Source organism: Simkania negevensis Z, from assembly GCF_000237205.1.
Classification (GTDB): Bacteria; Chlamydiota; Chlamydiia; order Chlamydiales; family Simkaniaceae; genus Simkania; species Simkania negevensis.
In genome coordinates, this window is the sequence record NC_015713.1 from 553,031 (window position 1) to 567,084 (window position 14,054).

Below are 14,054 nucleotides of genomic sequence, written 5' to 3' on the forward strand. Positions count from 1 at the left end.
AAGGATCATTGATTTTCGGAATAAGCATCTGTTGCAAAAATGCCTTTTCAGAGGAGATGGTGAAAATTCTCCCTACTTGGTTGCTGAAATCGAATGATAGAAGCTTCATGCTGCCATACGAAACGGGAATCTAGAAATGGCCAAAACCCCATTTAAGTGCACTTTTTCACTTCATTTTGGAGGAACTTTATTTGACACCATCGCTCTTGGCTAGGAGGTTTTATCCTAAGATGAGATTGTCAAGATGTCAAAGCATGGGAAGGTTCTATTGGCGCAAAGCGGAAAAAAAGTTCTTCTGAACGTTTTCCAATTCCATGCTCAAGTCGATGGTCAACGATACTTACAGCTGCTTGGTGCGTAGAGATTTTCTTTTGCTTTGCAATCTCAAAGATATCGATTAGTTGCTGATAGATTTTCTTGGTCATTTCTCTGGCACGAGGTGCTTGATAACCGTCTGGCGAGAGCTCGTGCATCACATTGATAAGCCCTCCAGCATTGATCACAAAATCGGGGGCATAGAGGATACCCCGTTTAGAAAGGAGATCAGCATCTGATTCGTTTAAGAGTTGGTTGTTAGCTGCTCCAGCGATAGCTTTGCAGCGCAGGTTGGGGATGGTCTCTTCGTTGAAAACTCCACCAAGCGCGCAGGGAGCAAGAATGTCACAGTCGACATAGAGAATTTCGTCGGGGGCAGCGACTTTAGCAGCATATTGGTGAGCACAGCGAGCGACTGCAGCGTCGTCGATATCTGAGATGATGAGCTGAGCCCCTTCCCAGAAAAGAAGTTCAATGAGGCGGCGGCCGACGCTTCCGACTCCTTGAATGGCAAAAGTTTTTCCTTCTAAAGAGGTGTGATTTTCAAGGTGCATTAATGCGGATTTAATGCCGAGAAATGTGCCCCAAGCGGTGTAGGCAGAAGGGTTTCCACTTCCACGAAGATTGTGAACGCCGCAGGCGTATTTGGTCTTTTGAAGAATGATTTCAATATCTTCTGGTGTACATCCAACGTCTTCAGCGCAGATGTAGGTTCCATGGAAAGTATTAACGGCTTCGCCAAATGCATGAAGGAGCTCGGGAGTTTTTTCGGTTTTGGGATCGGCAATGATAACGCTTTTTGCTCCGCCTAGTCCCACTTGGGCCATGCCGGCTTTGTAAGTCATTCCTTTTGAGAGGCGAAGAACGTCGGTCAGTGCGTCTTCAAACTTTTTGTAGGGATAGATCCTAGTTCCACCGAGTCCCGGGCCTAGATCAGTATTGTGAACGGCAATGATTGCGGTAAGACCTGAATCCGCATCTGTGAATTTAACAACCTTTTCGTAATCAGCGATTTCGATTTCTTCTTGCTTCAAGTTCATTGCTTTTTCTCCCTATTAACCAGATGTTCTCTTAAATCCTTGAGGTTTTTTAATACCCAAAAAAACTGAGTATAGCAGAGTTGCTCTAAACTTGTAAGATTTTTGCTGTGGCTTCGATCAATCCACGTGTTGCTTCTTCAAATCCGGCCTTATCGAATGGGTCTTTAACGTGGGGGGTCAGCTTCTTTTTAAACTCTTCGCAAAGATAGGGAAGGATAAGTTTAACATGTTCTGCTGTGGTGACTTCGTTTTCAAGAAGAGCTTGAAGAGCAAGGAGTTGTCTTAAGTGGAATTCTGCGGCGATTTTCAAGTCTTCACTACATTGAAGAAGGAGGATGTATTGCTCCTTCATGTAGATGTATTGCTCGATGATGTTTCTCGTGAGGATGTCTCCCTGTTCTCGGACAAGGTACGAAGCGGCAATGGTACGAAGCTCATTTAGATGGAGAAGAGCATCTTTTTGAGAGTGTCCTTTTTCAAACTCAAGAACTTTTATAAAGAAGCTGTAAGCGTCTTTAGAGAGTTGGTTAAAAAGAGATGTGAGGAATGTTGGATCTGCATGTTCATCTTGTGCGGCCATTGCAAAAAGCTGCATCATTTCGAGATCAGTTTGTAAGGCCTTTATTCTGTTTTCGGGGGTGTTTTGCCTCTCGAATTCAATCGAGGCTTCTTCAGCTAGACGGGTTTCAACTGCGAGCGTTTGAAGTTGACGCGTCTTAAGGAAGAGTTTGGCTTCTATAGGAGAAATTTCTGCTTCAAGTTCACTATAAACAAAATAGCAAAAAGATAAGGCGTCATGAACCGTTGCAATATTGACTTCAGTCACCATTCTGTCATCACAACAGTACCACGTGCCTTCTTGGCTCTTTTCTGAATTGGGAATAAAAACATAAGCTACATAATGTCCACTATCAGCTGTGTCACCATGATGAGAAACAAAACCTTTGATTCGATAGCGACCGTTCTTGCCATTACTGACAATTTCTCCTGGAAGAACAAAGGTTTCATCCATATCGACGATACGCGTTTCTTTTTTATTGATTCCCTGATCTCTTTCAAATCTTTTGAGAGTGAGAATAAGGGAAGGTGGAAGGTCTGCAAATTGGTTTGTTTCTTCGATAATAGGGAGTTCGAGTGTTCCACCATCTTTTGTCGAGACTCTATATGAATCACCCCGTCCTTGAAAAAAGGCCCAACGTTTTAGAGCCATTTCAAGAGAGATATTTTCAACTCCTTTGAGATCAAGGATGATACTTGAGTTGGGTGTTCGCTCTGCTTTAAGCCATCCTCCTTCACTGACTCTTTCTTGACTCTGCTCTGTCAAATCCGCGTAATTACCGATGATTTCAACTCTTTTCTGATTGGCAGTCCAAAAGAGTAAAGGGTTGAGTTCTTTAACGTTCTCAGGAGAAAGAGGGAGGAGAGGATTGACTCTTTCAATCTCAGTAATCTCACCTAAAAGTTGGCCGAGAGCTTCAAAAGCATCTTCTTGGCGCCCTGTTTGCATATCCACTTCTTCACGAGAGGCACTGCTGCCTCCAAGGGGAACCGTATCTCCTCTTCGTTGAGCCAAGAAGTAAAGGGCTGCATTGGCAAGTATTTTACTGTATTTTTCTGCAGGCAGTTTTTCAAGAACACACTTTCGAAGAACTTTGATGTTAAACATGAGCTGTCTTATAGCATTCATGAAACAGTCATTCCTGTTCTCATTGACAAGTCCAATGGGACGGCTCAAGGGAGGAGGACAATCTGAGCGATGTCGAAGAAAGGGGGCTTCAGTATTTAATTGTGCAATTTTATTGACGAGCGAGGCTGCTTCTCTGAGCTCGGTTTTGATTTCTATATAGGCGTGCTCGGTTTCTAATTGTTTATGAGAAGTGAGCCATTTAGACACTGTTTCAATGTGAGGAGACATCTGGTGATAAAGAGAGATCGCTTCTTGATATAGCCGTTTTTTTTCTTCACCTTGCGCACTAGACAAGTCTTCGACTGCTCGCAGATTCAATTTGATTTGCTCTGAATGGGGAGTGATCTGGGATAAGATGTAGCGTTGGAGATCTTGAAGAGAGGAAGCTTCGAGCTTGCTGACCGACGAAGGAAGAAGGGGTTGCGTGGGATAGAATTTATCTTTAAAGGGGTTGACGACTTTTACGAGGAAAAGATTGACCACGCTTTGAAAAATTGACGACATTTGAAACCATACGACAACATGCGCGATGTACTGCGATGACAATCGCATGAGCAATTGCTTTTGATAAGCTAACCCTGTGAACCAATCAAGTTGTTGATTGGAAGGAGCGGCTAAACGCAATGACATTTTTATTCTCCTAGCAAATAATCATCTCATGATGGCAAAAATATTACCTTGATTAAGCTTTTCTTTGAAGGATAAAAATGACACAAATTTTCATAGCATTATTTTTGGCATGTTCAATTTTTCTCTATGCCGATTGGGCTGAAGAAACTCTAATGGGGATGTCGCGAGAAGAGAAGGTTGGGCAATTTTTTGCGATTTCCATTGCTCCTCCCCGTGGTGAAAAGCATTTGCGTCACATTCAAAGTTTTTTGAAAAGTTTTCCTGTGGGTGGAGTGCTTTTGAAGCAGGCTCATCCAGAAGAACAAGTTTCTTTTTTAAATGCAGTCCAAGAAAGCTCGAAGATACCTCTTCTCACTTTTGCAGATGCCGAATGGGGCCTTGGAATGCGTATGAGAGAAACGTTTTCCTACCCTCGTAATCTTACCCTTGGAGCCGTGCAAAACCTCGAACTTTTGAGGGAAATGGGGCGTCAAATTGGAAAACAATGCCAGCTTGTGGGTGCTCATATCAATTTAGCACCTGTTGTTGATATCAATACCAACCCTGAAAATCCTGTGATTCATCGCCGCGCTTTTGGTGATGATTCTTTCCAAGTTTCAGTACATGCGCAAGCTTTGTATCAAGGAATGCAAGAAATGGGGATTCTCGCCTGTGTGAAACATTTCCCAGGGCATGGAGATACCTCTATTGACTCTCATCACGATCTTCCTCTTGTTACACATCCTTTAGAGCGGCTGCAATCGATAGAGTTTGTTCCTTTTTCGCAGGCAATCCAAGGGGGAGTTGCCTGCGTCATGTCGGCCCATTTACTGGTTCCAGCACTTGACTCGATTCCTTGCACTTTTTCATACCCTTTGATCACTCAAATCCTCCAAGAGCAGCTTGGGTTCGAAGGCCTTATCATTACAGATGCTCTCAATATGAAAGCGCTGACAAATTACTATGAAAAAGGGGAAGTAGGGCTAAAAGCTTTTTTAGCGGGCCATCATATTTTGCTCTATGGGAGTCATCGAGATGAAGTTGTCGATGCGATTCTAGATGAATTTGTACCTGTTGCTTTTCAAGCTATCATGAGCGCTGAAATTTCGGAAGAAGAGATCGATAGAAGAGTTCTTAAGATTCTTAAAATCAAGCAAAACTTAGGTCTTCATGAAAACCGTTTTGTGCCTGAAAGAGAAGACCTCATGGAAAAACTCCATAACACAGCCTATGCAGAGCTGATCTCTCTTCTTTTTGAAGAAGCTGTGACCTTATTTCGAGATGAAGGTCTTCCTTCTCAAGGAGAAAAAATTGCCTTTGTCCAACTAGGAAGAGACGAAATCTCCCCTTTTTGTGCCGATTTGCAAGAAACCTTTGATGTGACTCCCATTCAATATGAGCAAGGGATTTCTCTCGATGGCTATGATCGGATTATTCTAGCTCTTTACCAAGCAGAAGTGCCCAAAGAGCTGCGCATGCTTCATGCGACAACTGTGATTTTTACAACGCCGTATGTTCTCAAAGATTGTCCGAAAAGTGGAACAATTATCGTAGGTTATGAAGGGGTGCGTGATGCAGAAAAAGCTGTCTTAAAGGTGATCAAAGGGGAAGTAAAAGCAGAAGGGAAGCTCCCGATTGGGAGCTTCCACTAAAAGAAGAGAGTTATTTTTCCTCATCGAGAATTTCGACTTCAGCTTCTTCAATCTCTTCTTCTTTCTTTTCTTCGCGCCTGGGAGCTTCACCCCCCATAGGTCCTGCGCCGGGGCCAGCTTGTTGCTGGGCTGCACCTTGCTTTTGAATCTCTTCCCCAATCTTTTGGATGTAGGTTTCAAGATCTGTTGTTGCCGTTTTGATACTGGAAATGTCATTTGACTCGAGGGCTTTTTTGAGAGTATCAATTTTACCCTGAATCTCTTTTGTAAGCTTTTCAGGAATTTTATCTTTGTGATCTTTCAAGGCTTTTTCAGCTTGGAAGACTAAGCTATCACCTTTGTTTTTCACTTCGACATCTTCTTTGCGCTTTTTGTCTTCATCAGCATGTTCTTCTGCGTCTTTGACCATCCGGTTGATCTCATTTTCAGAAAGGCCTGATTTTGCCTCGATCCGAATTTTTTGTTCTTTTCCGGTTCCAAGATCTTTAGCAGAGACATGCAAGATTCCATCTGCGTCGATATCAAAGCTGACTTCGATTTGTGGAGAACCTCTTGGAGAAGGAGGGATGTCCGTTAAGTCGAACCGTCCGATCTCTTTGTTGTCTGTTGCCATTTTACGCTCACCTTGCAAGACGACGATTGTTACGGCAGGCTGGTTGTCTACGGCAGTTGAGAAGACTTGTTTTTTCTGCGTTGGGATGGTGGTATTACGCTCAACGAGCGGTGTCATGATGCCACCAAGTGTTTCAATTCCGAGAGTGAGAGGAATGACGTCGAGCAGAAGAACGTCTTTAACGTCTCCAGCAAGAACTCCCCCTTGAATTGCAGCACCTGTTGCGACAACTTCATCGGGGTTCACTCCTTTATGAGGCTCTTTTCCGAAGATTTTTTTGACCTTCTCTTGAACAGCTGGCATACGACTCATTCCACCTACAAGGAGAACGTCGTGAATTTGATCTTTTGTGATTCCTGCATCTTTCATGGCATTGACACATGGATCAACGCAACGCTCAATAAGATCAGAAGCTAAGCTTTCGAACTTTGCACGGGTAAGTGTTAAAGATAAGTGTTTAGGGCCGCTAGCATCCATTGTAATAAATGGCTGATTGATTTCAGTTTGCTGCGTTCCAGAAAGCTCGATCTTTGCTTTTTCAGCAGCATCTTTAATCCGTTGCAAAGCCATTTTATCTTTCGAAAGATCGATTCCGTTTTCCTTTTTGAACTCATTTAAGAGCCACTGGATAATGACGTTGTCGAAGTCATCTCCGCCCAGGTGAGTGTCACCATTTGTGGCAAGAACTTCAAAAACTCCATCACCGATCTCTAGAATGGAGATATCGAATGTTCCTCCACCCAAGTCGAAGACAGCGATCTTTTTATCGGCACCTTCTTTATCGAGTCCGTAGGCTAAAGCAGCAGCAGTGGGCTCAGGTATGATACGCTTGACATCTAGACCAGCAATACGGCCAGCATCTTTTGTCGACTGTCTTTGCGAGTCGTTAAAGTAGGCAGGAACTGTGATGACAGCTTCTGTAACTTTTTCACCGAGATATTCTTCGGCAGTCTCTTTCATCTTGATGAGGATTTGAGCTCCAACTTCTTCTGGTGTCAGGGTTTTCCCATCCACTTCAAAGACAGCGTCGCCGTTGCTGTTTGGAACAACTTTATAGGGAACTGTTTTGATTTCCTCCGCCACTTCGGCATACTTACGCCCGATAAAACGCTTTGTTGAATAGAGCGTTTTTTCTGGGTTTGTCACTGCTTGTCGTTTCGCTGGAATTCCAACGAGGCGTTCCCCATCCTTATATGAAACGATGGAAGGAGTTGTGCGTGTTCCTTCAGCATTAGCAATGACCTTTGCAGCTCCACCTTCCATAATGGCAACACAGGAGTTAGTTGTCCCTAGGTCAATTCCAATGACTTTGCTTTTTTTCTGAGTCATGTTTACTGTTCTCCTTCAGACTGTTTTTCTTCTTCATTAGCTCGGGTTTCTTCGCTTTCTTTGACCGGTTTTTTGGCAACCTTAACCTTGGCCGGGCGAAGGATTCTATCACCACATTTGTAACCGCGGACAAACTCTTGAATCACGGTACCTTCTGCATGCTTTTCCGTTTCTTCAATCTCGATCACTTCGTGCAGATGAGGATCGAAGTGATTTCCTTCTGACGAAAAAGATGTGACATTGTGGCTGGATAAAACATCTTTAAATTGGGTTAGGATCATCTCAAATCCTCTTGCCCAGTTTTGCACTTCATCTGATGCTTGGCGTGTAAAACTGAAGGCGTTTTCAAAATTATCGAGAGGGGATAAAAACTCTCCAATCACGTTTTCAACAGCGAAGCGGGTCGTATCATGTTTATCTTTCTGCATCCGCTTTCTGGCATTTTCCATCTCTGCTAAAAGGCGCAAATTTTTCTCTTGTTGGTTTCTCAGTTCAAACTGCAACTCTTCTGAAGTAGGAAGTTGCCCTTCATGGGGAGCTTCCTCTTGAGCTTCGTTTTGTTTTTCTCCTTGGCTTTCGGGGTCCATGCGTTCTCCTTAACGTTTATCTTCCAAGAGCAGGTGTTGCGCCTGATCGAGGTAAACCGTGCTATCTGTTTGTAAGCCTATTTCTCGAGTTTTCGGCTGTCGATATGTGATTTTGTATTTATATAAGTTGCGTGTGAGCATCTCGCTTAAAATTGCTGAAAACGCTCTAAGAATTCCAAAAATTTTAGGGTACGGCATCCGCATAGGCCCTAAGAGAGCAATGGCACCAACAGGTTTCCCGTGAATGAAGTAGGGGACTGCGATAATACTCGTGTGAGCGGTGCCTCTTCCAAGTTCATCTCCGATCCAAAAACGCAAATCAACAGCTTCAGCGCATTCTTCTAAAAGGTGACGCATGTACTGCGTATCTTCAAAAAGAGATAGCCCCTTTGCTAAAACGCTTGCATCCTGAAACTCAGAAAACTTCAGCAATTTTGAAAATCCTGTCTTGTAAATATCTTCCGCACTAAAATTAGAGTAGTCTACAATATGTCGTAGTAATATTTCATTATAAAATTCGGCTGCGATTTCATCTTCGTAAGCATTCAATTTGGGTCTTTCGAGTCCTGTCATACGAAAGTGAAAATACTTTTCGATTCTTTTGAGTGAAAAGCTACTCAGTTTTTTTGGGGAGTAGAGAATTTCTGTATGCACGAGGCCAAAATCAGTAACGAGTACGCACAAATAGCGCTCTTTGTCGATGGAGACGAGTTTGATATTGAGAATCAAATCTTGGTCAAAGCGAGGAGATGACAAAAAGATTGCGCTTTGCGTCATCTGACTGAGGAGTTCCGCAGCATTCTGCAGGTAGCGGGCAATTTCGCGGGTATCTTTATTGAGCTCTTTGCGCAACAGTTCGATATCTTTGGGGTCGACGTCTGCTGCATTAAAGTGGTGCTGGGCGTAATATTTATAAGCAAGAGGAGTTGGAATCCGTCCACCCGAAGTGTGTTGTTGTTCCAAGAACCCTTGATTTTCGAGCTTAGCGAAGTAGTTGCGGATTGTCGCAGAGCTGATGTGGTCGAACCCGTGCTCTTTGAGTGTGTTAGAGCCAATAGGCTTTCCTGTGATGAGGTAGAGCTCCACAAGCCCAATGAGGACTGTCTTTTCTCTTTCTTCGCGCTGCTTCAGTTTAGGCGCCATAAAGTAGCACTCGTTTTATAGTTTTGCTAAATTCTACCTTAAATATAACAGAGGAGGGGATAGCTGGCAACGATTTTTAGCAGTTCTAGCCTTAGACTGCTTGTTTCGTTTTTAAGTCCTTTGTTTTCAGAGAGTTGTTTTATTTCGAATCATTTTTCTTTTCTATCTTATAATCAGTGGTATAGACATTAATTCTGCACAAAAAACGTTTTTCATTTTTTTGTGAGCAATTTCTTCTTGCGATTTTTCTGCACAAAATTTACAATTTGGTTGTATTGTGCAGAAGGTTTTCATGAAAAACGATTTATTTATAGGAAGAGAGAAGGAATTAGAGAGGCTTTCTTCTTTACTAAGGAAAAAAACGGCAAGTTTAGTTGTAGTAAGGGGAAGGCGTAGAATTGGGAAGAGCCGGCTTATCCAAGAGTTTGCAAAGGGAAAACGTTTTCTTTCTTTTGCTGGAATACCGCCGAATGGCGATATTGATGCTCAATCTCAAAGAGATGTTTTTGCCGAACAATTAGGAAAGCAGATCGGGTTAGAGAGTATTTCTGCTCAAGACTGGTCAACCTTATTTTCTTTGCTTGCAAAATATACAAATCAAGGGCAGGTCATAGTTTTGCTCGATGAAATTTCTTGGATGGGCTCAAAAGATCCATTATTTTTAGGAAAACTAAAAAATGCTTGGGATCTTGAGTTTAAGAATAATCCCAATCTCATTTTAATTTTATGTGGTTCTGTCTCCACTTGGATTGAAAAAAATATCATAAGTCATACTGCCTTTTTTGGAAGAATTTCTCTTTTTCTAGAACTACAGGAATTACCATTAAATACTTGTCATGAATTTCTTTTGAGTAAGAAGTTTCATCAGTCTCCATATGAAGAATTTAAATTTCTCAGTGTGACTGGGGGAATTCCTTGGTACTTGGAACAGGTCCAATCCGGGTTAAATGCTGACCAAAACATTCGTGATCTATGTTTTCGAAAGGATGGGATGTTATTCCATGAATTCGATTCAATATTTCATGATCTATTTGAAAGGAGAAGCGGAATTTATAGGGCTATTGTTGAGGCTTTAGCAAATGGTCCAACAGAGTTTAACGAAATTTGCAAAAAGTTGAATTATTCTAAAAGTGGAACTTTGAGTGAATACTTAAATGATCTCGTACAATCGGGATTTGTATCACGCGATTATACGTGGTGGGTTAAATCTGGCAAATCATCTCAGCTTAGTCAATATCGATTAAGAGACAACTATTTGAGATTTTATCTTAAATATATTCTTCCTAATCGAGATAAAATCATTCGAGAAAGGTTTGAAGATGTCAATATTTCATCATTCCCTGGATGGAATGCCATTATGGGGTTGCAGTTTGAAAATTTAGTTTTGAACAATCGAAAAAAATTATGGAAAAGTTTAAGAATCTGCCCAGAAGATGTTGTAGCTGATAACCCTTATTTTCAAAAACCTTCGTCGACTAAGAAAGGGTGTCAAATTGATTACTTGGTTCAAACAAAGTTTAATACTCTTTTTGCATGTGAGATCAAGTTTTCAATTCATCCCTTGAAAATGAATGTTGTTGAGGAAGTTAAACAAAAGATACAAAATATTGCCCTTCCAAAACGTTTTTCTTGTTGGCCAATTCTTATCCATGTAAATGGCGTATGTGACAGTATCCGAGATAGCGGATATTTTAGTGAGATCATTGATTTTAGTGCTCTATTAACCTGAACTTTGGGTTTCTTTCACTCATTCTCAGGGATTTTTCTCTTTCTTCTCAGTCTTTTTGCCTCAAAAAGGACCGTTTGGCCCTTCCTGTCGGTAAAAATACCGAGAATTTAAGAGAACTCTCTTTCTTGAGACTAAGCAAAATAAACCCAAAGTTCAGGTTATTATTATCCTAGGAGAGGACTTCGAAATCGTGACCTTCTAAAGGCTTGGATGAGGTGATTTTCGGGTCTGAGGCGATGAGAGGAAGCACATCGACAATCGAAGGGGACCAGCCGAGTCCTTTCTTATAGACGATTTGAGAGGCAAGATAGCAAGCCACCATGGCCTTTTTGTGGACTTCAGGCAATTTTTGAATGATCCGATCTCGATATTTTGTCGCTAGGAGAGGAGGACAGACGCTCAAGAGAGCTTTAACTAGAGGATCATCGGGATGTGCAGGTAAGACGTTTTTCTCGAGGTAATCAAGTAATTGATAGGTATAGGTATTGATCCTTTTCGAGATTTGATCGGAAATGTCTGTAAGGAATTCACCTGTGATGCTGTTCGTTTTTAAAAGGAGCTCTCCTTCATTGCGTGCTTTTTCACGGATAATGTTTAAAATCTGCTCCATAAGCTCGGGTTTTTCTTGCAAAAACTCCTCTTCAGTCAGCGTCAAACTGGCTAAAATTTCCATCGAAGAGCAAATGACACCACCTTTATTGGCCGAGCTATCTTTGATGATGAGTACCCCAATTTTTTCTAGTGCGATGCGCGCTTCTGGTGTGAGATAGAGGTTGGCTCCTTCGACGATTGCTCGCGAAGAGGGATTCCCTTCTGCATCTAGAAAGTCAGTGTAGTTATTGATATGCAAAGTACGGGGGCGTCCACCAGCAGGAATGAAAATGTCAGTTTTGACTCGATGTAAGTTGTGTCGGAAGAGATGGTTCATGTCACTTCCAGAAAGCCAGTCTTCTCGGAGTTTTCCTCCCTCACGTCGCCAACAAAGGGTTTTGGTTGCGTAAGCCGACTCTTCTTTTTTGGTTTGCAAGTCGAGGAGGAATCCCCCATCATGCAATTTTTTGGGTGGATACATGGCGATGGGCTTCGATTCATGGAAAAGGTGTGCCATGATCGAAAGATCAAGTCCTTCGGGATCGTAAATTGTTCCGGAAACATCTGTAAGAGCCAAAAGCTTGGCAGTTTTAGGGTAGTATTTATAGAGGTTCAAAATCTGGTTTCCAGCAACATCGCCGTCAGGACCTCCTGAGATCTTGATGGTAAAGGGATCTCTTATAGGATTGATCCCAAGGTGATTCAACGTCGTTTCCATGTAGACATTCACCCCAAGCGAAGTGACACCATACTCTTTGTGATTAATGCCATAAGTCGGTTTACTCGAAATAAATGCGATTCCCGGCTTATATTCACTGAGTTTGCTATACTCAGCGATCCATTCGATCATGTTGTTGTGCATGTTTTCATCTGGGCCGAGATAAATGTATTCGGGTTTCTTGTAATAATCGACGATGTTCTTTTGCTTTAACGTCCCATCGTCGTAGCAGTTCAAAAGAGAAATAAAACTGTAAATGAAAGAGCGTTGAGTTAAATAGAGATAGACGAGCTTTTGCTCTTTTTTGAATTTGCTCACGATCTCTTCAATTTCCTCTTCTCCTTTTCCAGCGCGGACAAGCTCTTTCCCGAGAATGTCTGCCTCAGTCAAAAGCCGTTCATACGGTTCTAAGAAAATAACCCCTTTTGATCCTCCTTCGGGAATATCTTTATTCTTTTTATGTTGCGTAAAAGCTAGGTTGTAACATTCTGCAAAGACATTGTTTCGTTCGATTTCCATTTGCTCAAATCGCTGAGGAAAAACAGTTCGCAGCCCTCCTCTGGAAAGGTCTTTAAACCGAATGTGAAACCCAATAAAGTACATCCCCCTTATATAGAAGATAGCATAAGGAAGTACGGGAAATTTTTCTCTTCTGTCATAAGGAACGAGGTTGAGATATTTGGGGTCGAGTCGGAATGAAAAGGAGCTTTTGTTGTTGCGGAAGAAATTGGTTTTTAAAGTGTAGTCGACAAAATGCATGGCCGTTTTTAAGATGTTTTTGCGCCGTAAATCATTGTGCTCATTTCCTGTGTCTAAATGGTCGACTAACATGAGCAAGTTTTCTCTAGTCTTTTTGTAGGACTCGATGTCTTTTTTCTCAGGGTGGAACTTCTGCTCAAAGGCTTGAACAACCTGAGCAGTAAGTTCTGGATGGCGGCAAAGCCCTTCTTCGACGTTCCTGAGGCTATACTGGTTAATATCAGCATGAACGAGTGTTTGGTGTACAAAACTCGCAATGGTTCGAATCAGATTCCCTTGATTTCCTGTCACGAGTCCCGGATTGACAAATGTATCTTCGATTTCGTCTGTTCCAGGAAAACATTTGAGAGTGACAAGTTCTTTTAAAAAGTCGGAAATATCTGCTTCTTCCCATGCGGCTTTTCCTTTGATCCCATGAAGTCCTAAGGACATGATTAAAATACTATTTTTTTCATAGGGCTGCACGTAAGCAACATTGACACGCACCATATTCAAATTATGGCGGAAAATCATTTTTGCTAATCTATAGATGAACCGGTACTTGGGAGTGTTGCGCCAAGCTAAAACAATTTGAACAGAAGGGGTTTCGCCTCCTTTTTCTTTCCAGTCTTCGTTGTAACGCATCTCATACTGGCAATGGTCTCGCTCACGAGCACGCAAAAACATTAGCAGTGCCGATAAGAGACGGTCTCCAGTCAAAGTACGTAAAAAACGGCTGTCCATACAACAAACAAGTTCTTGGAAATCTTCAAATGTGATCTCTGGGTGGCGCTCTTTGATTCCTTCGTAAAGCTCTTGCTGTTGCTCTTTTGGAATCAGATTATCACAGCTTTCATGTTGACTGCTATCGTCATAGGAGGTGAAAAAGATGGTTGCGATGCGGAGGCGTTGCTTCACTCCTTTAAAAGGTGGCGGCTCATCTGAAATAAATGTTTGATAATTGCGAATTCCATATAAATTGAAATGTTTCAAGACTTTGAGATCGACATCTGGACTATCTAAGATCAGGACAAAGGCTCGATCTTTGAGTTGGATTTGGCAAAAGTAATCTTGGAGGGGAAATCCCATCAAGTAGTGAGTGATAAGAGTAAGCTGTTCGGGCTCAACCTCTTCGAAGAATCCATCGGGCATGTGGTCCCGTAGCCAGACATAATATTCTTCGAACTGCTGACGCTCAAACTGGACAGCGTGTTCCTTTTCCTTCTTGTCTTCCTTTTTCGGTCGCTTCATTTCGCTCATTCCAAAAGAGATATGGATACCGGTGGATACCGCCTATCCACCC

8 protein-coding genes are annotated in these 14,054 nt (G+C 42.2%); 2 read left to right on the top strand and 6 right to left on the bottom strand.

Annotated elements, in window-relative coordinates; genetic code table 11:
- Positions 1-239: 239 nt before the first annotated feature.
- Together SNE_RS03120 and SNE_RS03125 are read right to left on the bottom strand one after the other, a co-directional pair.
- Positions 240-1,355, bottom strand: coding sequence for a Glu/Leu/Phe/Val family dehydrogenase (locus SNE_RS03120; RefSeq protein WP_013942874.1), 1,116 nt, complete (start codon positions 1,353-1,355; stop codon positions 240-242).
- A gap of 85 nt (positions 1,356-1,440) precedes the next feature.
- Entirely contained in the window at positions 1,441-3,672 is a 2,232-nt protein-coding gene (locus tag SNE_RS03125) for a ubiquitin carboxyl-terminal hydrolase family protein (RefSeq protein WP_013942875.1), read from the bottom strand.
- A gap of 104 nt (positions 3,673-3,776) precedes the next feature.
- Here SNE_RS03125 and SNE_RS03130 point away from each other — a divergent pair, with 104 nt between their 5' ends.
- Positions 3,777-5,303, top strand: a complete 1,527-nt coding sequence (locus tag SNE_RS03130) for a glycoside hydrolase family 3 protein (RefSeq protein WP_158307205.1) — start codon at positions 3,777-3,779, stop codon at positions 5,301-5,303.
- Positions 5,304-5,313: 10 nt separating this feature from the next.
- Here SNE_RS03130 and dnaK read toward each other — a convergent pair whose 3' ends face one another.
- Genes dnaK through hrcA form a run of 3 tightly spaced genes read right to left on the bottom strand, consistent with a single transcriptional unit; the run spans position 5,314 to position 8,975 of the window.
- Positions 5,314-7,245, bottom strand: a complete 1,932-nt coding sequence (gene dnaK / locus SNE_RS03135; RefSeq protein WP_013942877.1) for a molecular chaperone DnaK — start codon at positions 7,243-7,245, stop codon at positions 5,314-5,316.
- 2 nt (positions 7,246-7,247) lie between these two features.
- Positions 7,248-7,832 carry a nucleotide exchange factor GrpE gene (locus SNE_RS03140; RefSeq protein ID WP_013942878.1) on the bottom strand — a complete coding sequence of 195 codons (585 nt, stop codon included), beginning with the start codon at positions 7,830-7,832 and terminating at the stop codon, positions 7,248-7,250.
- Between the two features lie 9 nt (positions 7,833-7,841).
- Complete coding sequence (hrcA, locus tag SNE_RS03145; RefSeq protein WP_013942879.1) at positions 7,842-8,975, bottom strand: heat-inducible transcriptional repressor HrcA; 1,134 nt, start codon at positions 8,973-8,975, stop codon at positions 7,842-7,844.
- Positions 8,976-9,267: 292 nt separating this feature from the next.
- On the opposite strand from hrcA, the gene SNE_RS03150 reads away from it, so the two are divergent.
- Positions 9,268-10,704 (top strand): AAA family ATPase, encoded by a 1,437-nt coding sequence (locus SNE_RS03150; RefSeq protein ID WP_013942880.1) that lies wholly within the window; start codon positions 9,268-9,270, stop codon positions 10,702-10,704.
- Positions 10,705-10,873: 169 nt separating this feature from the next.
- On the opposite strand, the gene SNE_RS03155 is transcribed toward SNE_RS03150, so the two are convergent.
- Complete coding sequence (locus tag SNE_RS03155; protein ID WP_148258934.1) at positions 10,874-14,002, bottom strand: NAD-glutamate dehydrogenase domain-containing protein; 3,129 nt, start codon at positions 14,000-14,002, stop codon at positions 10,874-10,876.
- Between the last annotated feature and the right edge of the window lie 52 nt (positions 14,003-14,054).